At 36.4% G+C, this 26,626-nt stretch carries 25 protein-coding genes; 14 read left to right on the top strand and 11 right to left on the bottom strand.

Annotation, left to right across the window (positions count from 1 at the left end):
• Positions 1–88 precede the first annotated feature (88 nt).
• On the top strand, positions 89–784 hold the full coding sequence (locus PXC01_RS03180) for a zinc metallopeptidase (protein WP_276470931.1): 696 nt from the start codon (positions 89–91) through the stop codon (positions 782–784).
• Positions 785–834: 50 nt separating this feature from the next.
• Here PXC01_RS03180 and PXC01_RS03185 read toward each other — a convergent pair whose 3' ends face one another.
• Together PXC01_RS03185 and PXC01_RS03190 are read right to left on the bottom strand one after the other, a co-directional pair.
• On the bottom strand, positions 835–1,305 hold the full coding sequence (locus PXC01_RS03185; RefSeq protein ID WP_276470932.1) for an Lrp/AsnC ligand binding domain-containing protein: 471 nt from the start codon (positions 1,303–1,305) through the stop codon (positions 835–837).
• A gap of 152 nt (positions 1,306–1,457) precedes the next feature.
• Complete coding sequence (locus PXC01_RS03190) at positions 1,458–2,831, bottom strand: saccharopine dehydrogenase family protein (RefSeq protein WP_276470933.1); 1,374 nt, start codon at positions 2,829–2,831, stop codon at positions 1,458–1,460.
• Positions 2,832–2,912: 81 nt separating this feature from the next.
• Between PXC01_RS03190 and PXC01_RS03195 the strand changes: the two genes are divergently transcribed.
• The 4 genes from PXC01_RS03195 to pckA all read left to right on the top strand — a co-directional run bounded on the left by PXC01_RS03195 (position 2,913) and on the right by pckA (position 7,835).
• Positions 2,913–3,305 (top strand): DUF423 domain-containing protein, encoded by a 393-nt coding sequence (locus tag PXC01_RS03195; protein WP_276470934.1) that lies wholly within the window; start codon positions 2,913–2,915, stop codon positions 3,303–3,305.
• A 61-nt stretch (positions 3,306–3,366) separates the two neighbouring features.
• Positions 3,367–4,833 (top strand): SLC13 family permease, encoded by a 1,467-nt coding sequence (locus PXC01_RS03200; RefSeq protein WP_276470935.1) that lies wholly within the window; start codon positions 3,367–3,369, stop codon positions 4,831–4,833.
• Complete coding sequence (locus tag PXC01_RS03205; RefSeq protein WP_276470936.1) at positions 4,834–5,961, top strand: glycerate kinase; 1,128 nt, start codon at positions 4,834–4,836, stop codon at positions 5,959–5,961.
• 257 nt (positions 5,962–6,218) lie between these two features.
• Complete coding sequence (pckA, locus tag PXC01_RS03210) at positions 6,219–7,835, top strand: phosphoenolpyruvate carboxykinase (ATP) (protein ID WP_276470937.1); 1,617 nt, start codon at positions 6,219–6,221, stop codon at positions 7,833–7,835.
• Positions 7,836–7,888: 53 nt separating this feature from the next.
• Here the strand turns inward: pckA and PXC01_RS03215 are convergent, their stop codons facing one another.
• From PXC01_RS03215 to PXC01_RS03225, 3 genes are read right to left on the bottom strand one after another with little or no spacing between them, the layout of a single operon-like run.
• A complete protein-coding gene (locus PXC01_RS03215; protein ID WP_276470938.1) occupies positions 7,889–8,632 on the bottom strand; it encodes a uroporphyrinogen-III synthase in 744 nt (247 codons plus the stop codon).
• 8 nt (positions 8,633–8,640) lie between these two features.
• Positions 8,641–9,294 carry a DUF4271 domain-containing protein gene (locus tag PXC01_RS03220; protein WP_338089444.1) on the bottom strand — a complete coding sequence of 218 codons (654 nt, stop codon included), beginning with the start codon at positions 9,292–9,294 and terminating at the stop codon, positions 8,641–8,643.
• Positions 9,294–10,967: an ArnT family glycosyltransferase gene (locus tag PXC01_RS03225; protein ID WP_276470939.1), complete on the bottom strand. Its 1,674-nt coding sequence runs from the start codon at positions 10,965–10,967 to the stop codon at positions 9,294–9,296. The genes PXC01_RS03220 and PXC01_RS03225 overlap by 1 nt, the downstream gene beginning before the upstream one ends.
• A 135-nt stretch (positions 10,968–11,102) precedes the next feature.
• Between PXC01_RS03225 and PXC01_RS03230 the strand changes: the two genes are divergently transcribed.
• From PXC01_RS03230 to PXC01_RS03240, 3 genes are read left to right on the top strand one after another with little or no spacing between them, the layout of a single operon-like run.
• Positions 11,103–11,831, top strand: coding sequence for a polyprenol monophosphomannose synthase (locus tag PXC01_RS03230; protein ID WP_276470940.1), 729 nt, complete (start codon positions 11,103–11,105; stop codon positions 11,829–11,831).
• 2 nt (positions 11,832–11,833) lie between these two features.
• Positions 11,834–13,171, top strand: a complete 1,338-nt coding sequence (locus PXC01_RS03235) for a dihydroorotase (protein WP_276470941.1) — start codon at positions 11,834–11,836, stop codon at positions 13,169–13,171.
• Entirely contained in the window at positions 13,168–13,602 is a 435-nt protein-coding gene (locus PXC01_RS03240) for a DUF4296 domain-containing protein (protein WP_276470942.1), read from the top strand. Before PXC01_RS03235 ends, PXC01_RS03240 begins: the two co-directional genes overlap by 4 nt.
• Here PXC01_RS03240 and PXC01_RS03245 read toward each other — a convergent pair.
• On the bottom strand, positions 13,583–14,590 hold the full coding sequence (locus tag PXC01_RS03245) for an NAD-dependent epimerase/dehydratase family protein (RefSeq protein ID WP_276470943.1): 1,008 nt from the start codon (positions 14,588–14,590) through the stop codon (positions 13,583–13,585). The genes PXC01_RS03240 and PXC01_RS03245 overlap by 20 nt on opposite strands.
• A 104-nt stretch (positions 14,591–14,694) precedes the next feature.
• Between PXC01_RS03245 and tyrS the strand changes: the two genes are divergently transcribed.
• The 4 genes from tyrS (at position 14,695) to PXC01_RS03265 (ending at position 17,522) form a co-directional block, all read left to right on the top strand.
• Positions 14,695–15,987, top strand: a complete 1,293-nt coding sequence (gene tyrS / locus PXC01_RS03250) for a tyrosine--tRNA ligase (RefSeq protein ID WP_276470944.1) — start codon at positions 14,695–14,697, stop codon at positions 15,985–15,987.
• Positions 15,988–16,009: 22 nt separating this feature from the next.
• Positions 16,010–16,393, top strand: coding sequence for a hypothetical protein (locus tag PXC01_RS03255; protein WP_276470945.1), 384 nt, complete (start codon positions 16,010–16,012; stop codon positions 16,391–16,393).
• 76 nt (positions 16,394–16,469) lie between these two features.
• A complete protein-coding gene (locus tag PXC01_RS03260; RefSeq protein ID WP_276470946.1) occupies positions 16,470–17,003 on the top strand; it encodes a hypothetical protein in 534 nt (177 codons plus the stop codon).
• A gap of 69 nt (positions 17,004–17,072) precedes the next feature.
• Positions 17,073–17,522: a hypothetical protein gene (locus PXC01_RS03265; protein WP_276470947.1), complete on the top strand. Its 450-nt coding sequence runs from the start codon at positions 17,073–17,075 to the stop codon at positions 17,520–17,522.
• On the opposite strand, the gene PXC01_RS03270 is transcribed toward PXC01_RS03265, so the two are convergent.
• The 5 genes from PXC01_RS03270 to PXC01_RS03290 form a co-directional block, all read right to left on the bottom strand.
• Positions 17,519–18,496 carry a LuxE/PaaK family acyltransferase gene (locus PXC01_RS03270; RefSeq protein ID WP_276470948.1) on the bottom strand — a complete coding sequence of 326 codons (978 nt, stop codon included), beginning with the start codon at positions 18,494–18,496 and terminating at the stop codon, positions 17,519–17,521. The two genes, PXC01_RS03265 and PXC01_RS03270, sit on opposite strands and share 4 nt — an antisense overlap.
• A 74-nt stretch (positions 18,497–18,570) precedes the next feature.
• Positions 18,571–18,894, bottom strand: a complete 324-nt coding sequence (locus tag PXC01_RS03275; protein WP_276470949.1) for a T9SS type A sorting domain-containing protein — start codon at positions 18,892–18,894, stop codon at positions 18,571–18,573.
• Between the two features lie 267 nt (positions 18,895–19,161).
• Positions 19,162–19,470, bottom strand: coding sequence for a T9SS type A sorting domain-containing protein (locus PXC01_RS03280; RefSeq protein WP_276470950.1), 309 nt, complete (start codon positions 19,468–19,470; stop codon positions 19,162–19,164).
• Between the two features lie 244 nt (positions 19,471–19,714).
• Positions 19,715–21,769: a hypothetical protein gene (locus PXC01_RS03285; RefSeq protein WP_276470951.1), complete on the bottom strand. Its 2,055-nt coding sequence runs from the start codon at positions 21,767–21,769 to the stop codon at positions 19,715–19,717.
• A gap of 54 nt (positions 21,770–21,823) precedes the next feature.
• On the bottom strand, positions 21,824–24,652 hold the full coding sequence (locus PXC01_RS03290) for a TonB-dependent receptor (RefSeq protein WP_276470952.1): 2,829 nt from the start codon (positions 24,650–24,652) through the stop codon (positions 21,824–21,826).
• Between the two features lie 184 nt (positions 24,653–24,836).
• On the opposite strand from PXC01_RS03290, the gene PXC01_RS03295 reads away from it, so the two are divergent.
• A complete protein-coding gene (locus PXC01_RS03295) occupies positions 24,837–25,523 on the top strand; it encodes a response regulator transcription factor (RefSeq protein WP_276470953.1) in 687 nt (228 codons plus the stop codon).
• Positions 25,524–26,594 carry a sensor histidine kinase gene (locus PXC01_RS03300; RefSeq protein ID WP_276470954.1) on the top strand — a complete coding sequence of 357 codons (1,071 nt, stop codon included), beginning with the start codon at positions 25,524–25,526 and terminating at the stop codon, positions 26,592–26,594.
• Positions 26,595–26,626 lie beyond the last annotated feature (32 nt).

Here is a 26,626-nt window from a genome sequence, read left to right on the forward strand (position 1 = left end):
TTTGGCGGGGTTTTTGCTTTTCTAAAAATAGATTCTTTAAAAAGTGGGAATCTTTAGTATATTTAATCGATTTAAAAATTGAAACATTATGATGGGATATTATATATTGATCGGAGCAATTGCTTTGGTCAGCTGGTTAGTGAGCAGTAAATTAAAAAGTAAATTCAAGCATTACTCTAAAGTACATTTGCAAAATGGAATGAGTGGTGCGGAGATTGCGGAAAAAATGTTGGCAGATCATGGTATTAGAGATGTAAAGGTTGTTTCTACGCCTGGTATGCTTACCGATCACTATAACCCTGCAAACAAAACCGTAAACTTAAGTGAAGGGGTATACAATCAAAGAAATGCTGCTGCCGCGGCAGTTTCGGCACATGAAGTTGGGCACGCCGTACAACATGCACAGGCATATGAGTGGTTGGGCATGCGTTCAAAGTTGGTGCCTATTGTAAGTGTTACATCTAGCATGTCTATGTGGGTCGTATTTGGTGGTTTGGCATTAGGTGCCGCTGCCGGTGTAGGTTTTGGATATTGGGTAGCCGTTGCCGGTCTGGTAATGATGGGCATGGCAACATTGTTCAGTTTTGTGACCCTACCGGTAGAATATGACGCCAGTAATAGAGCATTGGCATGGTTAAAAAACAAGAATATAGTTACACCAGAAGAATATAAAGGTTCTGAAGATGCGCTGAAATGGGCTGCACGTACCTATTTGGTCGCTGCAATAGGTTCACTGGCAACTTTGGTCTACTGGGGGCTTCAAGTTTTTGGTGGTAGAGATTAAGATATAATTGTTTAGAAATAGAAAAGCCTTCCGTTCCGGGAAGGCTTTTTTTATATGCTTATTTGTCGGTCTATTTGTTGGGCTAAAGAAATAAAAGTTTCTGTTCTTGAGACACCTTCTATGGCTTGTATTTCTTTGTTGAGTACCTGCATTAAATGCTCATTATCTCTACATAATACTTTAATAAGGATAGACCAGTTACCGGTGGTATAGTGGCATTCCAAAACTTCGGGTATTTTTTCAAGCTGCTTCACGGCCATGGGATTGCTCATCGCCTTGTCCAAATAAATACCAATATAGGCCATAGTGGTATAGCCTAAAGATTTTGGGTTTACAATGAACTTTGAGCCGGATAAAAGTCCTGATGCTTCTAGTTTTCTTAAACGCTGATGTATGGCTGCTCCGGAAATACCGATACTTCTTGCAATTTCAAGAACCGGTTTACGGGCGTCTTCCATTAAAAAACGTAAGATTTTTTTATCTATTCCGTCAATTTTAGCCAAAGAAGATGGTGTTTTCATGTTATCTAAATCAAAGATCTCTTTTCTGGTGCTCCAGCTATGCTTCTACATACCTTAATTCTAGCAGGGCAAACCTTATTGTAATTTCAGTTGCTTTAAAGGTTTAAAATATAAAAGTACTTATTTGGTTTCAAAATGATACTTAAAATGTACTAATTGACTACAGAATTTGGATTATACCCCAAATAAGGTATATCGTATTCTTTAAATTTAACACCGTAATCTTCAAGTTCTTTAAGTATGGGTTCGTAAACTTCCTTGGATATCGGAATTTGAACTCCCGGTGTGGTTATTTTTCCGTTCAATATTTTTAAGGCGGCCATGGCTACCGGTAATCCTACGGTTTTTGCCATTGCGGTAAACGTTTGGTTTTCGCCGGTAACAACAAGTTTGGAATCAATTTGTTTCTTTTCACCGTTTAACTCGTAACCAAATTTATGATACATAACGATCATGTCCTTTTCGTTTGATTTCAACGTCCAGCTATCTTCAAGAATTTTCTGAAGCGCTTGGGCCGGAGTAGCGTTTGGTATGCCTATGAATTTATTTTGATCAAAAATGTTCAGCTCTAGCAACTTGTCCCAACGAATATCATCTTGATCTAATTTTAGATAATGTCTAAGTTTTAGCTCTACGGAATCGGTAGGGGAATACGGAAGAAATAGATTTATGAATTCTCGGTAACTCATTTTTTCAGAGTTTTCAATAGTGTAGGTGTCATCTGTAGCGCCTAATTGTATGAACATGTTCCAAGCTTTTGAAAAGCCTACACGGCGCATGGTGCCTCTGTAAATTGTTAGTGCATCTTGTAATTTATAAGCTTCGCGATAATTTAATGAATCGCGGTTGGCATAACCTTCAAAACGGCCATAACCTTCAATTTCAAAGAATTCTGTACGTCTAAATAACCGATGATAGGGAATGTATTTGTAAGTGCCTTCTTGTAGAAATTTGGCGGTACCGCCTTGTCCTGCCAAAACTACATTTCTAGGGTTCCAGGTAAATTTATAGTTCCATAGGTTATTGTCATGTTCTGGGGCAACCAAGCCACCACAGAAAGATTCAAACAATATTATTTTACCGCCGTTATCACGAATACGGTCAATTACTTGCATGGCACTCATGTGATCCACACCTGGGTCCAGACCAATTTCGTTCATAAAAACTAGTCCGGCTTCCTTCACCTGTTCGTCAAGGGCTAGCAATTCATTACTAACGTAAGATGCTGTTACCAAATGTTTTTTTAAACGAACACAATCTTGTGCTACCATGATGTGAAAACGGGCAGGAAGCATGGAGATTACGATATCTGAATGTTCAATTACTTTTTGTCTTGCGGTATCTTCAAAAATATCAAGAGCAATTACGGTGCAGTGTGTATGTTCGCTAATCGATGATGGAATTGCAGTGGGGTTTATGTCGCCAATGGTGATTTCCAAATTTTCAGCTTCCGCTTTTCCTAATAGATAATCCAATAAATAAGAGGTGGATTTACCTGCGCCAATAACAAGAATTTTTCGCATCATACGATTTCAGTATTTTTGATTTGTAACGAAGGACTAAGGTATCAAATTGTTACATTTATAAAAAAAGTTATCTTAAAAGTTATGAAAAAAACAATTTTAGGTACTGCTTGTTTGTTGGGAATGTTGGCGGTCATACTTGGTGCCTTTGGTGCACATGGATTAAAAAATTTGGTAGACGCACAATCCGTTACCACTTTTGAGACAGGGGTACGGTACCAAATGTATCATGCATTTTTCTTGTTTGTACTCGGCCTATTGCCCAATGAATACATAAAGTCTAGGAAAAGCATTTACATATGTACGGTAATTGGTGTAGTGTTATTTTCGTTTTCCATTTATATACTTTCTTTAAATTCATTAATGTCTTTTGACTTTAAGGTGATCGGTATTATTACGCCTATAGGTGGTTTATTTTTAATAGCTGCTTGGCTACTTATGGGTTATGGTATATTAAGGTCAAAATTTGTAAAATAGCGGTCAAATAAGTCAATGTGGCTTATAAATAGCGTATTTTCAATGTATATATGGCATTTACATGACTAAAACAAAATTATTAGGACTAGTCTTGGGTCCGCTTTTATTTGTATTGATCCTTTTATTTTTTCGTCCGGCCGGGCTTTCACAACAAGCAAATGCGGTTTTGGCATCTACTATTTGGATTGCCGTTTGGTGGATTACGGAAGCTATAAGCATTGCTATAACGGCATTATTGCCCTTGGTGCTGTTTCCTTTATCCGGTGGGTTGGACTTGTCTTCAACCTCTGGTTCTTTTGGTCATAAATATGTATTTCTATATATGGGCGGTTTTATCATAGCCATTGCCATAGAAAAATGGAACCTGCACAGAAGGATTGCCTTGAATATTATCAACCTGATAGGTTCAGATGTTAGAAAGATCATTCTAGGTTTTATGATGGCAACTGCATTTCTGTCAATGTGGATATCGAACACGGCAACCTCTGTAATGATGCTACCAATAGGTCTGGCTATCATAAAGCAGTTACAGGATAATCCGGATACGGTAGAAGATGAAAACAAAATATTCGGTAAGGCGTTAATGTTGGCAATTGCCTATAGTGCCTCTATTGGCGGTGTGGCTACTTTGATCGGCACGCCGCCAAATTTGGTTTTGGCAGGTGTTGTTTTAGATACCTATGGTTATGAAATTACCTTTATGCAATGGTTTGCCTTTGGTCTGCCTATATCTATAATTCTGATTTTTATTTGCTGGAAATATTTAACAAGGTATGCCTTTAGCTTTAAGCAGACATCTTTTCCTGGAGGAAAGCAGGAAATTAAACGCTTATTATCCAATCTGGGTAAGGTATCATATGAGGAGAAAATAGTGGCCTTTGTATTTGCATTGACCGCTTTCTGTTGGATTACGCGCTCGTATCTTTTGCAAAAAGTTTTGCCTGGTTTAGATGATACCATAATTGCCATATTCTTTGCTATCGTCTTGTTTTTAATACCTTCAAAGAAAAAAGCGGAACAGATTATTAATTGGGAAGAGGCGGTTAAAATGCCATGGGGCATAATTTTATTGTTCGGTGGTGGTATGGCATTGGCAAAAGGATTTGAGGTTAGCGGGTTGGCCATTTGGATCGGTGGGCAAATGACCTCATTAGCTGGTCTGCCTATTGTTGTCCTAATTTTAGTTTTGATAGCCGCGGTAAATTTTCTGACCGAAATAACATCTAACCTTGCTACAACCGCAATGCTTTTGCCCGTATTGGCGCCAATGGCGTTGACAATAGATGTACACCCGTTCGTATTAATGGTGGGTGCAGCGGTTGCGGCATCATGCGCATTTATGTTGCCCGTTGCTACACCGCCAAATGCGGTAGTATTTGGTTCAGGCTACCTAAGAATACCAGATATGGTGGGCAAAGGATTATTTATGAATATAATTTCAATTATTATATTGACCTTTTTTGTATATTTTGTTCTCCCAGAGTTATGGGATATTTCAATAAATAGTTTCCCCAATAAATTCAAATAAATGAAGCTATTACTTATTCCGGATAAATTTGACGGTTCACTAACAAGTGAATCATTTGCCAATGCCTTTAATGATGGTATGAAAAAGTCTGGCGTTCCTTTTACATCGCGCTATATTAAAGCAACGGATGGGGGAGAAGGTTTCTTGAAGGTCATAAGTCACTATAAGCCTTGTATTTCTGTTGAAGTAATAAGTGAAAATCCACTAAGGGAGCCTATACGGTCATATTATTTATACAATAAAGAAGATAATTCTGCTTATATAGAGCTTGCCAATGCTTCGGGTCTGGATCTATTACCTTATGAAGAACGTAACCCAATGTTGACAACTACGTTTGGTACAGGCATTGAAATTAAAGATGCCGTAGAAAAAGGAATTAAGCATATTTATATAGGCTTGGGAGCAAGTGCTACCAACGATGGCGGAATAGGTATTGCAAGTGCCTTGGGTTATGATTTTTTAAATGCTAATGGAGTGGTGTTGCCCCCTGTTGGCTCTAGCCTGCAATTGATAAGGTCTATAGATGATTCTCGGGTTTCGGATAAACTAAAGCAGGTAAAGTTCTACACAGTTCATGATGTAATAAATCCGCTATTCGGTAAAAATGGAGCAGCGTATGTATATGCTAAATACAAAGGCGCTACGGATGATGCCGTAGCCGAATTAAATAACGGTTTAATTAGATTGAACAGAGTAGTTTCAGATAGATATAATGTAAATTATAATGAAGTGCCGGGTACCGGTGCCGCAGGAGGGGCCGCTTTTGGTTTAAAAGCTTTATTGAATGCGGAGTTTTTAGGTGCAATGGATTTTATTTTGAAATTATCCGGTTTAAAGGAGGTATTACAAAAAGAGAGTTTTGATTATATTATTACCGGTGAAGGTAAAATTGATGAACAAAATTTAAACAGTAAACTACTGCAAGGGGTGATAGGATTGGGCAAAGAATATAAAATTCCTGTAATAGCTATTTGTGGAGCACTAGAAATTTCTAAAGACGATCTAAAAAAGGTTGGTGTTTTTGATGTGTTCGATATTAAGGATGAGCATAAGGATCTTGAGTACAATATGAAGCACGCAGCCCTGCTTTTAACTACAAAAACGGCTGAATATTTCTCTAAAAACTAAGAATTGAGTGTCAAAAAAAGACCTCTTTTTTTATTTATTTCTTAAAATATTAAGCCTTAAATAACAATAATGCATTTAAAATACGTTATCTCCTTATAATGTGTATTAAAAGGAATAAAGTGCATGCGAATTTTTTTCATTTATAGCGATTCTATAATTGAATTCGTATTTCGACGGGAAATGACGCTAATTGAGCTCTGAAAATCAGTGGTTCAGCTTTTATTTTTTTAGTTTTACACGAACAAATTTTCTAAAGCATGAAAAGCTCAATGACAAATGCGAATACCATATCCCTAGAAAACTACGGGATTACACACGCCAATTTTCATTATCAGGAAACACCGGAACAACTTCAAAAGGCCACTTTAGATCTGGACATGGGAGTTGAAACCAGCAATGGAACACTTGCAGTCAATACCGGTGAATTTACAGGTAGGTCCCCCAAAGACAGATATATTGTTAAAGACGATATAACTAAAGATAAAATATGGTGGGGAGATATCAATATTCCTTTTGAAAAAGAAAAATTTGATGCCTTATACACTAAGGTCATTAATTATTTGAACGAAAAAGAACTTTTTGTTAGGGATAGTTATGCCTGTGCAGACGAAGATTATAGGTTGAATATTCGTGTTATCAATGAATTTCCTTGGTCAAATATGTTTGCTTATAATATGTTTTTACGGCCTACGGAGAAAGAATTGGAAGATTTTACACCAGAATGGACCGTTATTAATGCACCGGGTTTTATGGCCAATGCAGATGAGGATGGTACAAGGCAACATAATTTTGCAATCTTAAACTTCACTGATAAAATTGCCTTAATAGGTGGAACAGGATATACAGGTGAAATTAAAAAGGGAATTTTTTCTGCGTTGAATTTTATTTTACCTGTTTATAAGGAAACTTTGCCAATGCACTGTTCATCCAATGTTGGTAAGGATGGTGATACGGCAATCTTTTTTGGATTGTCAGGAACAGGAAAAACAACTTTGTCTACTGATCCTAATAGAAAATTAATTGGTGATGATGAGCATGGCTGGACCAGTAGGAATACGGTATTTAATTTTGAAGGAGGTTGCTATGCAAAAGTGATCAACCTTTCTGAAGAGCAAGAGCCGGAAATCTACGGAGCTATCAAGCCAGGTGCTATACTTGAAAATGTAGTCTTAGATGATAAAGGCAATGTTGATTTTGCGGATACTTCTATAACGCAAAATACAAGGGTTAGTTACCCAATTCATCATATTGATAATATTCAACAACCGTCAATAGGTAAAAATGTAAAGAATATATTCTTTTTAACAGCCGATGCTTTTGGTGTTTTGCCTCCAATATCCAAGCTTACTCCTAGTCAGGCAGCTTACCACTTTATATCTGGTTACACTGCTAAGGTTGCAGGGACGGAAGCTGGTGTTGTAGAGCCTGTACCATCATTTTCTGCTTGTTTTGGCGCGCCGTTTATGCCATTGCACCCAACAAAGTACGCAGAAATGTTGAGTAAGAAAATGAAAGAATCTGGCGTAGATGTTTGGCTTGTAAATACAGGTTGGACAGGTGGACCTTACGGTGTTGGTACCAGAATGAAATTAAAGTATACCAGAGCAATGATTTCTGCTGCATTAAGTGGAGAGTTAGGTCTTTACTCTTATGATAAATACCATATACATTCAGTATTCGGTGTTGCACAGCCAAGGGAGTGTCCTGGGGTACCAACTTCGGTTTTGAGTCCAAGAGCAACATGGAACGATGATGAGAAGTATTATAAAACTGCATTTAAACTGACAAATGCCTTTAGGGAAAACTTTAAAAAATTTGAAAGTTATGCCAGTGAAGAAATAAGAAGGGGCGGTCCACAACGGTACGCGTTCTAAATAAAAAAAAGCCTTGCAATGCAAGGCTTTTTTAATATCTAGTTATAAACGTTTTATTTGTTTACGCTCATAATATATTTCTGTAACGCCATGGTCATTGAAGGTGTCTCGGGCGTTGGAGCTTTAATATCTATTCGTAAGCCGGCATCTGTAGCGGCATCTACCGTAGAGTTGCCAAAAACAGCAATTCTAGTATTTTTTTGATCAAAATCCGGAAAATTCTGTAATAACGACTCTATACCAGATGGGCTAAAAAATACCAATATATCATAGTACACGTTGCGCAAATCTGAAAGGTCGCTAATCACGGTTTTGTAAAAAATAGCTCTTTTCCATTCAATACTCAAAGAGTCCAGCGTATCTGGTACATCTTGCTTGAGCACATCAGAAGAAGGAAGTAAGAATTTTTCATCCTTATATTTTTTTATCAACGGTACTAAATCCGTAAATAATCTTTTACCTACGTATATCTTACGTTTTCTATAGACAACGTATTTTTGAAGGTAATAGGCAACCGCTTCTGACTGACAAAAATATTTCATGGAATCAGGCACTTTAAAGCGCATCTCATCCGCAATTCTAAAAAAGTGGTCTACTGCGTTTCTACTGGTTAAGATTATAGCGGTAAAATCATTCAAGTCTATTTTTTGCTGACGTACAGATTTTGCGTCAACTCCTTCTACATGAATGAACGGTCTAAAATCAACCTTTACTTTCTCTTTATCGATAAGTTTGGAATAGGGGGAGTTTTCCATTTTCGGCTCAGGTTGAGAGACCAAAATCGTTTTTACTTTCATATGCTGCACTATTTTAGAAAGCTTCCCATAATAACTAAGGGTGCAATTTCGAGTGCGCAAAGGTACAAAATAAAATAGAAAAAATAGCTGCTTATAAATTTTTGGTAATTCCTGAGGACTGTTACCCAACCAATTATATTGATCGCCAAAAATAAAATGAGTGCAATAATTATTATGATTCTTGAGTCTTTAAAAACATAAGCAAGAAATACGTTGGCAATGAAAAGAACAAAACCTGCATAATTAAGATAGGTTAGTTTCTTAAAAATCAATTCATTAAAGGTGTTGTAAGAGTTAAATATGAATCCATTTAACAGTTGTGCCATTGTTTTCGCGGAAAAAAATAAGAAAACCCCTGCAAGCAATAAAGGAAAAATATAGGGGTTTTTTGTTCCTGAAATATTTATATAAGAACGCCAAATAAAAAAAATAAATAAGGTTAGATTGATAATCTGGAACACGCTCATTAGAAAATGAAACCAGTTGAACAACTTCTCTTTCTTCGTGTACATGGTAATGTACTTATTGTTAAAAGGAAGAATTATAAAGTTTAAAAAACGTGGGTAATAGATACTTTTGGCAATCAATGGAAATACAAGACTTGCCATAAGTGTTATGGTAATCCAGTCCGTCTGCTCTAAGGTTCTTGTAATAGGTTCCATCAATTAATATGAATTGCTTTTCCGTTTAGACCGTATAAAAGATCATTTTCAGAAATTACCACTCTAAAGTAGCCAATCTTTTCCTTTTTCGTTTTAGGCAATTGAAATATAAAATGGGTAGTGTCCTGCTGTTTTAAGTATGCAGTGTTAACTTTTGTGGGTTTAGGTGTTATCTGCAGTGTTTCCTGGGGCTTTTTATAATCGTCCATATAACTGACCGCAAATTTCAATTTTTTAAGATCAATATCTTCGTTGTAGGGGTTGTAAACTTTAAGCTCAATTTGCTCCTCTGAATTTAAAGATACCGGGGTGTCGTCAATAGTACAATCTAATTTTCTGTACGATTGAAAGTTACTAATATATTTGCCCTTATAGAGACCGCCATTCTCTCTAGTATAGGTAAATGTAGGGCTGTTTAGATATTTAGAAACATAGGCAACATCCTTGCCCCGTACTTTCTCTTCTGAATCATTTATGGAATATTGATTTTTTCGATACATAAAATTGTTCAAAGAAAAGGTAGGTGTTGCACCGGTGTAAAAAGAATACATTGGTGCGTTTCTATAGGAGTTTTCAAAAACTACGGGGATATTACCTACTTCTTCTTTTATTGCAGCTGCCCATTCTTTATTGCCATGGCTTTCATAATAAAAATTGAACAGTAATGGTTGGTAGACGAGTCCCATTCTTAAATAAATAATCAGCACCGTATTGATAAGGCCAAGTTTATAGATCCAAGCTAATGCTTGTTTATTCTGTAGCATGTAATTATAAGCTATAACCACCAGGGGAATACATACAATAATAATCCATTGAGTTTGTACCCTTCTGTTAAAACTTGATATAAAAAAGAATATGAGTACACCGTAGGTAAGATAAATAAGTGCCCTGTTGAAAAGATTATTTCCTTTTGTTTTAAACAGTGATTTGTATATGAACGGAAAGGTAAGCCCAAATATGGCCACTAAATTTACCAAAAAGCCCAAAGTGTATTTTTCAAAGCTATACGCTCCATTTGGCCGCTCATATAAATGATATTTTATGGACACAAAGTCGTTCTCGTACAACCAATAAAAATGGGGGGAATAACAAAATAGCGCAATAAGAACGGCAAGCCAAGCATATTTGTTGGTAGTAAGTTTAAGATTGGATAACAGTACAAAGAATATAACCAGTACGGCATGATATTTACTGTACATTAATGCGGCCATAAATAAGCCTAAAAGAATGGCCGATCCCACACCTTCATTTTTTATAAAATGCTTGTAAGTGAGTAAAAAGCAACTTGTAAAAAATAACAAAGGAGTATCCGGTAAGGTGAAAAACCCGTAAGCGTTGAGCAAGGTCATTGAAAAAACCAGTACAAAGAAATGTTTAATGTAGTCGTTCTTTTTGGGGTTGTCTATCATTAACCAAAGAATAATAATGTTGGCTGCAGATAGCACACAGCTCATAAAGCGAACACCCAATTCACCATTAAAAAAGAAGTTACTAATCTTCACCAAAAGCGCTACCATAGGTGGATGGTCAAAATAGCCCCATGCCATATTTTGACTGTAATACCAGTAATAGGCTTCGTCAAAAATGAGTTGCGTAAAACTAGATTGAATAAGGTTTAAAATGAATATGGCAGCTAAAAAATAGTAAAACTGCTTTGGTATTTTAGTCAACATCTGCTTAGATTACTAAATGGTAAAATTACAAATTTAAGGTTAGGTAACTAATGTAAAAATATCATAAAGGTATTGTTGCCCATTTTAATAAGACTTTTAAAACCTTACTTTTGTCGAAACACCTATAATTAACATATGTCCAATAGTATCGTAATCATACCTACGTATAACGAAATTGAGAATGTAGAGGCTATAATTAGGGCGGTATTTGTTTTGCAGAAAGAATTTCATGTACTAATTGTCGATGACAATTCACCGGATAAAACAGGGGACTGCGTTCGCGGACTTCAAGAAGAGTTCAAGAATAAATTATTTTTAGAGACAAGATTGGAGAAATCAGGATTAGGTACTGCCTATATTCATGGTTTTAAATGGGCAATTGAAAAGGGCTACGATTATATTTGTGAGATGGATGCAGATTTTTCGCATACGCCTTCAGATTTGTTACGGTTACAGAAAGCATGTGAGAACGGAGCGGATTTAGCAGTTGGCAGTAGATATAAAAAAGGAGTTAATGTAGTAAACTGGCCCTTATATAGAGTTTTGTTGTCCTATGGGGCATCAATCTATGTAAAGTTGATTACTGGTATGCGTGTAGATGATCCTACAGCAGGTTTTGTATGTTATAAAAGACATGTATTGGAAGCCATAGACTTAGATTCGGTTCGGTTTGTAGGTTACGCATTTCAAATAGAAATGAAATTTAGGGCGTATTTAAAGCACTTTAAAATAGAGGAAGTATCTATTATTTTCAGGGATCGGATACTGGGGAAGTCTAAAATGAGTTCCTCTATTATCAGTGAAGCTATTTGGGGTGTATTTATAATGAAAATGAGAAGTCTATTTTTGAAAAATAAGTTTTAAGTATGGGTAAAATTTTGTTGAAAAACGGAATAATGGTCAACGAGGGGGTGACACAGGAAAGTGACATCCTAATTATAGATGATGTTATCGCTAAAATAGGAAAAGACATATCTGATCCAGATGCAGAGGTGATCGATATTGCTGGTAAACATGTTTTACCCGGTGTTATAGATGATCAAGTTCATTTTAGGGAGCCGGGCCTTACCCACAAAGGAACAATTGCAACAGAAAGTAGAGCGGCACTTGCAGGTGGTATTACTACATTTATGGAGCAACCTAATACAACGCCACAAACGACTACTATAGAAAAATTGGAAGAGAAGTTCGCTACTGCGGCAAATGCTGCTTTTGCCAATTATTCTTTTCTTTTTGGCGGTACCAATGACAACCTGGAAGAATTAAAAAGATTGGATAAAAATGCCTGTTCAGGTATTAAGTTGTTCTTGGGTTCTTCTACAGGCAATATGTTGGTAGATGATGAAAAGGTAATAGAGAATATTTTCAGCAATACAGAAATGGTCATCTCCGCACATTGTGAAGATGAAACGACCATTAGGGAAAACTTGGCAAAATATAAGGCAGAGTATGGTGATGATATTCCTGTAGAAATGCATCCTATTATTAGAAGTGAAGAGGCTTGTTACCTTTCTTCGTCCAGGGCAATTGCGTTGGCCAAGAAAACTGGTGCAAGATTGCATGTTTTTCATCTTTCTACCGGAAAGGAAACAGATCTGTTTCGTAATGATATTCCGTTGGAACAAAAGAAAATTACGGCAGAGGTCTGTATACACCACCTTTGGTTTTCAGATGCGGATTATGCAAACAAAGGCACTTTAATAAAGTGGAACCCTGCGGTAAAGACCGCTAAGGATAGGGATATGCTTTGGGATGCGCTATTAGATGATAGAATAGATGTCATTGCAACAGATCACGCCCCACACTTATTGGAGGAGAAGAGTAATGTGTATACAAAAGCGCCCTCCGGCGGTCCGTTGGTACAGCACGCATTAAATGCAATGTTGGAAAAAGTAAAAGAAGGAAAGATTACTTTAGAAAATATGGTACAGAAAATGTGCCATAATCCGGCAATATTGTTTCAAATAGAAAAACGCGGGTATCTTCGTGAAGGTTATTATGCAGATTTGGTTGTAGCGGATTTAAATAGCCCTTGGACGGTTACTAAGGAAAATATCGCCTACAAATGCAAATGGTCACCTTTTGAGGATACTACGTTCTCATCTAAAGTTGTACATACTTTTGTAAATGGCCATTTAGGTTATAGCAACGGACAGTTTTCCGAAAAGCGAAATGCCAAAAGGCTAACATTCAATAGACCATGAAACACATATTGTTTTTAGTGGCGGCACTTTTCTTGTTAACTTCTTGCGCCGAAGAATTAATTGAGAAGCCGGATAATTTAATACCAGAGGATAAAATGGTATTGATTATTAAAGAGATGGCGATCGTTAATGCCGCAAAAGCGACCAATTTGGGTAAGCTGCGAGAGAACGGGGTAGAGCCTACATCTTTTATATTTGAGAAATTTGAAATAGATAGCGCTCAATATGTTGATAGTGACAGGTATTATGCTTCTAAACCTTTGCGATATGAGAATATGTACAAAGAGGTAGAATCTGATCTAGAAGAACAGCGCTTAAAATTAGAGGCAGAGAAAAAAATTAGGGATAGTTTAAGTATTGCCGAGAAAACTAAACAAAATATAGAAATTAAAAAGAAAGATTCGGTCTCGTCTAAAAATGTTCAGAAGTAAAAAGTTTAGAACTAAATTTTATTTGTTCGTCTAAGTTCTCGAACTCCATATTCAAGGTGTTTTTTATTTTCCCATTGTTGAATTCGGTAGTGTTTTTTAGTCCGTAAATAGTATTTTTTGTAATAGTTCTAGGGCTTCCGGTGAGTAAATTTCTAATTTTGTCTACAATCTTGCCTATTTCTAGTTGCCAAAATTTAAGCACGGTTGTAGGTGGTTTTTTGCTCATTGCCAAGGCTATTTTTTCCAATATTCGTTGGTAGGTCAAATTTTCGGCGACCAGAATAAATCGTTCGTTATAAATAGTAGAGTTCATAAGTGCGATCATAATATTGGTAACATCGTTTATGGTAATAAAACCTGTTCCACCGGGTGGGTAATATTTATATCCTTTTGCGGCAGTTTTAAAGAAAGCGCCACTACCACTGTTCCAAAATCCGGGTCCAAGAATAACCCCTGGATTTACGATCACAACTTTTAATTCTTCTTGTGCGCCACGCCAAACTTCCATTTCGGCCAGGTGCTTTGTTATGGCATACGGATTGGCATTTTGGCGCGTCCATTCAGTTTCTTCATCAGCCAATTCTCCGTTTAAAGACCTACCTATTGCGCCAATGGTACTCACATGGCACAATTTACTTATGGCATATGAGATACAAATATTTACAATGTTGGCCGTGCCTTCACGGTTTATGCGTTCAAGCTTTTTAAAATCTGAGGGGTCAAAAGAAATATAGGCTGCACAATGATAAACTTGGGTAACACCCTCTATGGCATTTTCTAAAGAAGGGATATCTAAAATATCTCCCTGTACCCAATCAATTTGGTCAAATAGGGTTATGGCGTTATCAGAATAATAAGAGAAGATTTTTTTTACCTGAACAAGTTTGTCCTTGGTTCTGAACAACGCTCTAACCTTTGTGTTGTTCATCGTTAATTTTAGTAGCAAATGGGACCCCACCAAGCCTGTGCCTCCTGTAACTAATACCATAATTCAAATTTAGGAAATACCGGTGGATAAATTCATGCTTTAAACTTCTGTGTACTGGCAAGAATTCCATTTATATTTGCAGTTCAATTAAAATTAAGCAAGAAATGACAAATTTTGTCAAAGAATTACAGTGGCGCGGTATGTTGCACGATGCAATGCCAGGAACGGAAGAACATTTATTGGAAGGTATGCAGTCTGCTTATGTAGGTATTGATCCTACTGCAGATTCTTTACATATAGGCCATTTGGTGGGCGTAATGATGTTACGTCACTTTCAACTGGCGGGGCATAAACCGTATGCTTTGATCGGTGGTGCTACAGGTATGATCGGTGATCCATCCGGTAAATCTGCAGAACGTAATTTGCTTGATGAGAAAACGCTTCGTCATAATCAAAATGCATTAAAAGAGCAATTATCCCGTTTTTTGGATTTTTCCGGAGATGAGGATAATGCCGCTGTTTTGGTCAATAATTATGATTGGATGAAAGACTTTTCGTTCTTGGAATTTATCAGAGACGTAGGTAAGCATATTACCGTAAACTATATGATGTCTAAAGACTCGGTCAAAAAACGTCTTTCATCAGAAGCAAAAGAAGGCATGTCTTTTACTGAATTTACCTACCAACTAGTTCAGGGATATGATTTTCTACATTTATACAGAGAGAACAATTGTAGCCTTCAAATGGGCGGTAGTGACCAATGGGGAAATATTACCACGGGTACAGAGTTAATCAGAAGAATTGCAGGTGGAAAGGGCTATGCATTAACATGCCCGTTAATTACAAAGGCAGACGGTACCAAGTTCGGCAAGACAGAAGGCGGTAATGTATGGTTAGATGCAGAAAGAACATCGCCGTACAAGTTCTACCAATATTGGTTGAATACATCAGATGAAGATGCTGAGAAGTATATAAAGATTTTTACATTTTTAGGTCAACAAGAAATTGAAGATCTGATAAAGGAACATAAAGAAGCTCCGCATTTAAGATTGTTACAGAAGAGATTGGCGGACGAGATTACGGTAATGGTGCATTCACAAGAAGATTTGGACAATGCGGTTAAAGCCAGTAAAATATTATTCGGAAAATCTACGGCATCAGATTTAAAAGGGTTGAACGAAAAGACATTTTTAGAAATCTTTGATGGAGTGCCACAAGCAGAACTATCTAAATCTGAATTGGTTGACGGATTGGATATGATTGGAGCTTTGGCAGCTAAAACCAGTTTTTTAGGCTCTAATGGAGAGGCTAGAAGAGAGCTCAAACAAAATTCTATTTCGGTCAACAAGGAGAAAGTAAAAGAAGATTTTTTGATTACTGCAGAAGATTTGATCAATAACAAGTTTGTATTATTACAGCGCGGTAAGAAAAATTATTTCGTATTGGTGTTCAATTAAATCTTTCTAAACAGGCTATTTCATGAAGTTTAATCTAGTAGCAATACTATTATTGTTTTTTATTTCTTGTAGTGATGATGATCGTATAATAGATGATCTGGCATTGGAAGGTGACTGGGTGCTCTCAAATGTAATATGTTTTTGCAGTTTTACTGAAGATGTAGATTTTTCTTTAACTACAATTAATTTCGATCCTAGAAGGGGTATGGTTACCGTTGACCATGAAAGTGACTATGAATTTTTTAGGAAAAGTGGGGAACATTTTTACGGCGGTCAGGCCAATAGAATTAATTTTTCTGATGGTGCCGTGTTTTTTTTCGAGACTCAGGAGGATCAATTGACACTTACTTTTGAGGATAACCCGGATATTGCCGATGATGAGGTAACCTATATTTTTAATAGATAATATATCTCTCAATAAATTTACTAAGGGTTTTAAATATTTTTTGAAGAATGGCGTTTACTAATTTAAACCCCTAATTATGTTTAAAAAGTACATTGCCGTTATTTGTTTATTTGCATTGTTTACCGCTTGTGATAAGCTTGATGAGTTAACAAAATTTGACATGGAATATAGCCAACGCGCTACCATACCTTCTTCTGCTGGTATTGATTTACCTTTCGATGTTTTTACTCCTGAAATTGAGACCAATTCAGAATCTACTTTTGAAGTTAACGATACTAGAAAAGACCTAATTGAAGAGATTAAGTTGACAGAATTGGAATTGGTCATTATATCGCCCGATGGTGCAGATTTCAGTTTTTTAAATTCGATAGAAGTATATATTTCTGCAGATGATTTAGAGGAGATAAGAATTGCCTATTTGGAAGAAGTGCCAGATGATGCTGGTAGTGTCATTACTTTAGACACTTCAGATACCGATTTAAAGGAGTATATAAAGAAAGACGAATTTAGTTTAAGGCTAAATACCGTTACCGATGAGTTGATGAGTACGGACCATGAATTGGAAGTAAATTCTACTTTTTTTGTAGATGCCAAGATTTTAGGACTTTAATTTAATACTGCGTTAACGCAACTATTTGTGGTTTAGGGTATCTTGTAACTAGTTAAAGGTCTAGGTGCTATGAAAAGATATTCCGTTTTGTTTCTGTTTTTATTGCTTTTTATTTCATGTGCAGATGACGATGACTTTGGTCTAGAGTCAACACAATTTGTGTTCTCCGAGCAAAGATGGGAATTGGTTCAAATGTCTGGTAGTTTTACGGGTTCTGAAACTACGGGCAAAGATATGCCGTGGCAAGAATATTACATTTTCTCACCAGAAGGTATTTTTCTAAAATCTAGAACGGTCAATGATGAAGTTACCGAGGCTACAGGTACTTTTGAGGTTGTAGAATATGATAATGATCTCAATCATTACTTAGAACTTACATACCAAACCGGAAATACATTGGTGGGCAATTGCACAGGCGATAATAAAGAGCTCTTAATGTACAGAAATACCACTATGATCTCTAGCTTATGGTTGGCTTGCGATGGACCAGGGTTAGATTACCAGCTTAGAAAAAACTAAAGCACCATTAAATTACAACCTCTAATATCAGAGTTATCGAATCTACCGATAATTTCAAAAGTGTTGTCTTGGTTAATTTTTCCAAGATCTTGAGTTGCAATAAAAGAACAGGAATTAATATTGGCCAAATCTATCACATTGATTCCGCCAGATTTACCGGTGTTTAAATACGTAAGAGGGTCTTCGGTATCCCTAACCATTATTTTCATCCAGCCAGGGCAATTGAACACTCCGTCACCTTTAGAGTAAGCTTGCGAAAGTAGCTCTGTCATTCCGTATTCAGAATGTATTTTAGTTACACCAAATCCGTTAGAAAGGATTTCATGTAGTTCTTGGCGTACAATTTCTTTTCTACGCCCTTTCATACCACCAGTTTCCATAATTATGGTGTTTTGCAAGGACATTTGGTATTGCTCGGTAAACTCCAGTAATGCAAAAGAAACACCAATGATCAAAATTTTGGTATCTGTTTTTTGAAGCTCAAGAAGAAGTTGGTGCAATTGTTCATATTCATTTAAAAAAAAGCCACTTTTTGGGTGATTTGATTTTTTTATCAAATCATCTGCCATATAGATCAAAGAAGAACCGGTACGTTCTAAATAAGAAGGTAAAAGCGCAATAACGCAATAATCTTCAATAGAACCATAAAAGTGATCAAAGGCCTTTAGATAACTTCTTTCGTACAAACTTAGGTCACTAACAAAATGCTTACTGGTCTCGCTACCTGTGGTGCCGCTACTGGTAAAGATTATTTCTGGTGTTTTGGTTGTGCTTAGTACACTTTTAGACTTAAAGAATTCAATAGGTAAAAAAGGGATCTGTTCTAAAGTTAGAACGGTATTTGGGTCTACATTTAAATAGGAACAGAAAGAACGGTATACAACATTGTTGTGGTATTGAAAATGAAATACGCGTAATGCCTGGATTAAAAAATCCTCTTTAGTCTGTATATCAAAAATTGCCTTGTGTTCCATGTACCTGATCAATTATGACAAAGGTACTGAACCAAATTATTTTAATGGTTTTGAGATGAGAATATGTAAGTTATCTATTTAACTACTAGCTTACGGGTAAAAGAATTACCATTTTCAGTTACTTGAACTACATATACGCCTGGTGATAATCTAGAGATGTTCATGGCTTTTGCAGATAATTTTTCGGTCAATACCAATTCACCGAATACATCATAGATTCTTACTTCTTTAAATGAATTCTGCTGGGTGGTTACATAAACCACATCTGCAATTGCTGGGTTTGGGTATAATTTAAAACCGGAAATTTCATCTTTACGTAGGTTGTTGACATCTATAGTGTCTTGGGCATATAAACCAACGGAGACTACCATAAATAGCATAAAGTAGATTTTTTTCATTTTGTATTGATTTGGGATCAACACTATAAAGGTATGTAGAAGTGTAACTAGAACACTGAAAATGTTGTGAAAGGTAAATTTATGTAGGTCAATGAAATACGCGGAGTATTTCGTCGTAAAAACGTGTATTTGACCGATATTGAATTTTACGGATTAAGAAGGAGACTGATGCTGATCTTGTTCGGTATATCATAAAATAACCTGTGCTTAAGTAGCAATCAATTCTAAATTTAAACCTATTATTATGTAGATCTTCTTAGAGGTTTTTTACTTGACGATCAACTTACGGGTGCACATCTTGTTCTTTTCAAGAACACGTAATACGTAAACACCGGCATCTAAATCAGAAAGATTTAATTCTTTTCCTAAGATGGTAGTTTTGAGCAATAATGTACCAAATACATCATAGATGAAAATTTCTTTGGGAGCATTAAGGTTTGTAGAAATAAATACTTTACCTGTTGTAACCGGATTTGGATACATATTAAAACCATCAATATCCCCATTGCTTTGAGTACTTTGCCCATAGCTGAAAGAAATAATAAAAAAGAAGAGGATTAGGTAAAGGTGCTTCATATATAGCTGGTTACAAATGCTATGCCACAAATATAGGAATTTAACACGCTCCTGTGTTTTTGTAGGAGGAGATATTGTGAAAAGATCGATGAAATGCAAAATAATCGATGAAATGCACTATTTATGACTTGAGCTACCTGTTTTATTGGGCTTATAACTGGCGTGTAGTCCTAGATTGTAAGAATATTTTTAATTAAAAAAGCCCGCTATTTGCGGGCTTTTAAATAGAATATAATACTGTTAATTAGTTGCCGGTTGCCCAAGCAAAAATTGTAACATCAACTGTAGTTCCGTTGAAAACGTCATCTTCAGTTGTAGTAAGGGCAGTTCCGTCCACAATTACATTTTCCAAAGGACCATTGTCTTTCATGTCTACATTTGTATCATAACCAACTAGACTTACGTTTGTCAATGTAGCGCCAGAAGTCGCTTTAAATTGTAAAGCAGTACCACCAACTGTAGAAACAGCGGTAAAGTCAATTAACTTAGGGTTTCCGTTAGCTTTATCAGCTTCCACAGCAGTTGAGAAACCTTCAACATTATGTAGAACGTAAGCGGTTGTTACTGTACCGTTCCAACCTTCTGTCCAGTCAATAGAATCATCTTGGTTGTTTTCAAAGTATAAGTTTGAAGCCGAAACTGTGCCGCCAAAGAACTCAACACCATCATCTTCACCATCGATCATTGCAACGTTGTCAATAGTTGTTTCAGAACCTACAGCATAAAGCGTAAGACCGTTATACTGAGACTCGGCATTGATTTGTGCTCCTGCATTTTTAATAATCAAGTAGCTTATGGAACCAGAGTTGTCTGTATCGTTAGTACCACCGTATTTGAAATCACCTACTTCGGCAGTAGCATCTATACCTTCAGTAGTAGTTGCATCTCCTAAAATTACCAAACCTCCCCAATCTCCAGGGTTGTTATTGGTTGAAGTCATTACAACAGGATTCGCTTCTGTACCTTCAATTACAATTTTACCTCCACGTTGAACAACGATGTAAGTTTCAGTTTCATCACCAGATTCAACTTGTGCACTAATAGTTGTACCTGCAGGAATGGTTAGCGTAGCGCCATCCTCAACACTATAATTTTTTGATAATAGGTAGTTGATGCTTGCATCTAAGGTAAGGTCGTTGGTTAAGTTTCCTGTCAAAATGCTGCTCCCTACAGCTGCATCTGTATTTACCCAATCAAAAATTGCAACGTCTACAGTTGCATTTGCATTGTAGCTGTTATCTGGATTACCAGCTTCGCCTTCAATGACAACATTAGCCAAAGGACCATCGTCTTTCATGTCTATAGAAGTTTCGTAACCACTTAAAGAAAGACCTGTAATGGTAGCGCCAGAAGTAGCTTTGAACTGTAAAGCCGTACCACCAACGGTTGAAACAGCGGTAAAGTTTATTAAACTAGGATTTCCGTTTGCTTTATCAGCCTCAACTGCAGTTGAGAAACCTTCTTTTGTATGAAGTACGTAAGCATTGGTTACAGTACCGTTCCAACCTTCTGTCCAGTCGATAGAATCATCTTGGTTGTTTTCGAAATATAAGTTAGAAGCAGAAACAGTTCCTCCAAAAAATTCAACACCATCATCATCACCGTCGATCATTGCAACGTTATCAATACTGGTTTCAGAACCTACAGCATATAATGTAAGCCCGTTATACTGAGATTCGGCGTTAATCTGAGCACCTGCATGTTTTATGATCAAGTAGCTGATTGATCCGGAATTATCGGCATCATTAGAACCACCATATTTAAAGTTTCCAACTTCTGCAGTAGCATCAACACCTTCAGTAGTAGTGGCATCTCCTAATAATACCAAACCACCCCATTGACCTGCTTCGCCACCTGTAGATTGCATAATTACCGGCGCGGCAGCTGTACCCTGTACATCTATTTCTCCACCTCTTTGAACAACGATATAAGTTTCAGTTTCATCACCAGACTCAACTGTCGCATTAATAACAGTACCTGCAGGTATTATTAATTTACCCCCAGCTTCAATACTGTAGTTTTTTTCCAGTGTATAAGTTTTAGAGGCGTCAAGAGTTCTTTCTTCTGATAATTGTCCAGTTAAAGTAGTACTTTCTTCTGGGTTTGTTGCTTCGCATGCAGTACAAGAACCGCCGCAATCAACACCTGTTTCATCACCATTTTTTATACCATCGGTACAGGTTGGTGCTACCGCATCAGGTCCATCATCTGGATCATTATCATCACTACTACAGCTGGCAAAGGTAATAGCCGCTGCTAAGGCAAAAACTTTTACAAAATTTCTTGTTTTCAATTTCATAATAAACATTTTAAAAGATTAAAATTAAAGATTAGTGATTATTGAGTGTTCCTATTAAAATTTGTAATTAAGCCCTAAGCTTATTCCCATACCTGTAGAATATGAGCTTACGGTTTGTTCAGTTTCTATTTCTGTTACGGGGTTTCTAATTAACTGAGTTTGTTTAATTTCTGGATTTAATAAATTCTTTCCTGTAAGACTTACTTTAATATGCTCGCCAAATTCTTTACTTATTTGGGCATTTAAAACAACGAAGCCGTTTTCAATGATAGCATCGTCATAAAATATATCTCTATTGGTCTGGTCTGTTGGTACACCTAAAGAGTAGATTTTGTCAGATGCGTAATTAGCATTTAAAGATGCGGCAAAAGGATTGTCGCCGGCAGAGTCAAAATTTAAACTAGTATTGAAAATCCAATCAGAGGCACCTTGTAGATCGGTTTCGGTAATTCCTTTATATTGAAAACTTCGAAGTAAGTTGCCGTTTTCATTATAGATTTCTTTTAAGTCTTGTTGGTGCCACATACGGGTTACATTTAATACCATATTTAAATTGTAACCAGATTCAGAACCATTGTCGTCGTCGTATGCAGGTGTAACTAAATCTATTTTAGTTTCTGCTTCAAGACCGAAAATTTCTGCTTTTTCGCCTGAATTGAAGTAAGAGAATATTCCTGCAGAACCTCTTTCTCTAACTCTGTTGATCGGGTCAGATATATCTTTGTAGAACGCGGCGACAGAAACTAATTGACCTGCAGATGGAAAATACTCCCACTTTAAGTCCATATTAATATCTTTTGATGCGATCAAATCTGGGTTACCACGACTTATTTGTCCTGTTGGAGATACATAACTGAAAGGTGCAATTTCCTTAAATTCTGGTAATGTAATCGTACGACTAACCGCCAAACGTAATGCATGTAATTCGTTGATGGTATATTTAATATTTAGGCTTGGATAAAAATTACTGTAATCCTGATTGCTTTCTCCTGTTCTAGGTGAAAGGTTACCTATGTCATAGGCAACTTCGATTTCATCTCTTTGAAACCTAAGACCTGCATCAAAGTTCCATTTTTCGAGTCCTACATTAAAAGAAAAGAATGCAGCTTTAGAATCTAATGTACCTAAATAAATATCTTTTCTTTCTCCATTTGCATTTGAACCTAAAAGATTAATTTCTAAAAGTCCCGCATCAAAATAAGATTGACGAAAAATAGCACCAAGATCATCTATAGATGTTGGGTTTACGGCGTTAGTACTTACTTCTTCTACACCAACAAATTCAGAACTAAAATCACGCTCTTTATTTCTGTAAGAAACACCAAAGTTTAATTTGAAGTTTTTAGTCTCTTCATCAATGATTTTTAGCTCGTCTTTCAAATAGGTGCTGAATTCAGTGTCATCTATTTCTTGGCTAGATTTACGTTGTTGAAAACCACCATTTCTACCAAGTTGTACAAGAGTACCGTCTGGGTCAAAGTTTACTTCGTTTCTAATTCTATTTGGCTCATTGGCATTTAGTAAATTATATCCTGCAGCCCATTGCAATGTGTTTTTTTCGCCTATTTGGTGTCTACCTATTAGCTGGGTTACCAATAATCTTGTTTGTTTTGTATTTTGATCTCTAATAAATTGGAAAAGACCTTCGCTAGGACTAGTTTCTTCAAAGATTGTTGCTTCCCCGTTACGTCCACCTTCAAAAACATTCTCATCCAATTTGTTTACAAAAAAGGTACTGGATTTAATTTTATGTTTGGCATTGGCCAAATAAGTAAGGTCAAGTAATGCCGTGTTGACAATTTTCTTTTGGTAAGTTGTAGCATCGGTAATGGTGTCGTCAATAAAATTAGACCTGAATTGTCTGAACAAACCTTCTCTATGCTCAAAAGACCTTGAGTGTGAAGCTGTAAAGAAAACGGCAAGTTTATCTGCAATTTTTTTACCAGCTGCAATGGACATGGAATAATCTATAGGGTTTTCCTGTCTTAAAGTGTTCCATCCTTGATTGGTGATCAGCTGTTGCGTAGATAGGTTTTGGTCGTAGAACCCAAAAGTAGTATTCTTGCTATTCTGCGATATTTTAAAGTTGTCATACACGCCGCTTTTCACAACATTTGAATTTACTCCTCCGGAAACTCCGATAGCAAGTTCACTTGAACCTGCTAATTCTCTAGAAGTAATGTTTACATTACCAGAGGCTTGATCGGCAGATCCTTCAACACCGTAAGTTTTACTGATACTTACATTTTGTAGAACACGTGTAGGAAACAAAGAAAGGTTGATGTTCTTTTTATCAATGTCATCAGATGGTACGGGAAGTCCGTTTAAAGTTGAGGATAAATATCTATCGCCCAAACCTCGTACAAATACATCTCCAGAAGCTTCACTACTAGAAACCCCTGATATTTTTGTAGTTGCTGTTGCTGCATCTGATACCCCAATTTTAGCAAGCTCTACGGCACCTATGCTCTCTTTAATTTCAATAGCTTTTTTCTGATCCAAAAGAAGAGCTGTTTCAGAATCTTTTCGCGCTACAGTTGTCACTGTTACTTCATCAAGTGATACACCTTGCGATGCACTCAAAGGGACATCAATTGTAGTAACCTTTCCTGCTATAATTTCTACATTAGGAATTTCAACCGTCTCGTAACCTAAATAACTAAATGTTACAGTATAAGTCCCGGGCTCAATAGCCGATATCTCGTATAAGCCGTCAAAATCTGAAGTGGTACCCTTTGTGGTACCTTTTAATAATACGTTTGCAAATGGTAATGGCTCGTTGTTCAATTCTTTGTCAGTAAGTGTTCCGACAATGCTTCCCGTGTCTTGAGCATTTGAAATAATAGTAACAATAAGGGATGCAAAAATTAGTAATTTGTTCATTATATATATTGATTCTTTAATCAGCGGCAAAGAAAGAGAGAGGTTGTAATCTTCGGGTTAGATCCATGTTAAACATTTATTTTGTTAATGTTATCTAAATGTTACTACATTAAATCAATGTTAACTGGCTTTGCAGTAATAGTATTATCTTTACTTTTGAGCCAATCAATCTAATTTTAAAACCATGAAAAAGAAGGACATTAGAATACTTTTAGTTGATGATGAACCGGACATACTAGAGATAGTAGCCTATAATTTATCTGCGGAAGGATATGATGTATACACTGCTAAGAATGGTGCCGATGGTGTTGCCAAGGCAAAAAAGAAAATGCCACATCTTATAATATTGGATGTAATGATGCCCGAAATGGATGGTATTGAAGCTTGTGAGATCCTAAGAAGAACTCCTGGTATGGAAAACACCATAATTACCTTCTTAACAGCTAGAGGGGAAGATTATTCTCAAGTAGCAGGTTTTGATGCGGGTGCAGATGACTACATTACAAAACCAATAAAACCAAAAGTTTTGGTAAGTAAGGTAAATGCGCTACTAAGACGCATGAAGAACGAAGAGAATGCTCAAGAAGATATTACCAAAGTAGGTGATATTGTAATTAATAGAGAAGAATATAAGATTGTTAAAAAAGGTAAAGAGATTATTTTGCCTAGAAAAGAATTTGAACTTCTAGCTTTATTAACTTCAAAACCTAGCAAAGTATTTAAAAGAGAGGTAATTCTTGATAAAGTTTGGGGTAATGAAGTTGTTGTTGGTGGTCGTACCATAGATGTACACATTAGAAAACTTCGTGAGAAAATAGGTGAGGATCATTTTAAAACTGTTAAAGGGGTAGGTTATAAGTTTGTACTCTAGATGGCTGCACCGTTACGTTCAAGAAAGTCATATCGTTTTGCATTTCGCTCATCGCTGTACATTGTAATAATCGGCATATCTGTGCTGGCATTATTGCAATGGCGTTTTAGCACCATAAATTGGGCTATTTTATTATTTGCGGCCTTGTTCTTTTTTGTCATTTCCTTTGTTACCCTACAATTAAGAATTGAAAAATTCATCTACAAGCGTATCAAGAAAATTTACGATGATGTAGAGTTGCTGGAATCTAGTACGATACTCTCTTACCCTGTAACTACAGATATGAGAACCTTGACACAAGAGATAGAGAAATTTGCGAAGGATAAGAAAATTGAAATAGATACTTTAAAGATTAGGGAAGAGTACCGTAAAGATTTTTTGGGTAATGTATCCCATGAGCTAAAAACTCCATTGTTTACCGTACAGGGATATATAGAAACCTTATTAGATGGTGCTATGGAAGATAAGAATATTAGGAAAAAGTATCTTACCCGTGCCAACAAGGCGGTAGATAGATTAATATATATTGTTAAAGATCTAGACTTGATCACTAAATTGGAAGTTGGTGACCTTAATCTTGAAAAAAGCTCTTTTGATATTATAGATTTGATACAAAGTGTATTTGATCTTTTGGAGATGAAAGCGGCCAAGAAAAATATCACCCTTACTTTTGATATGGAATATGCAGATCCCATATTTGTCTTTGCCGACAAAGAAAAGATTCAGCAAGTACTTACCAATTTGTTGGTGAATTCCATTAAATACGGAAATGACAACGGTACCACAGAGGTAAGTGTAGAAGACTTGGTCAAGAACAAGGTGATTGTAAGGGTGACCGATAATGGAGAGGGTATACCTGCAGTGCACATACCAAGACTTTTTGAACGCTTTTACAGGGTAGATCAAAGTGGTAGCCGTCGTGAAGGCGGTTCTGGCTTGGGGCTTGCCATAGTAAAACATGTTATTGAGGCACATGGCGAAAAAATCTACGTAGAAAGTGCCGTAGAGGTAGGATCAGAGTTTTCTTTTACATTAGAGAAAAGTATCGTTCAAATAGAGGAAGTACAATAAACGCTAACCCTTCCTTTTTTCTTAGATTTGCC

Origin of the sequence: Maribacter huludaoensis (assembly GCF_029350945.1) — a bacterium.
Lineage (GTDB): Bacteria > Bacteroidota > Bacteroidia > Flavobacteriales > Flavobacteriaceae > Maribacter > Maribacter huludaoensis.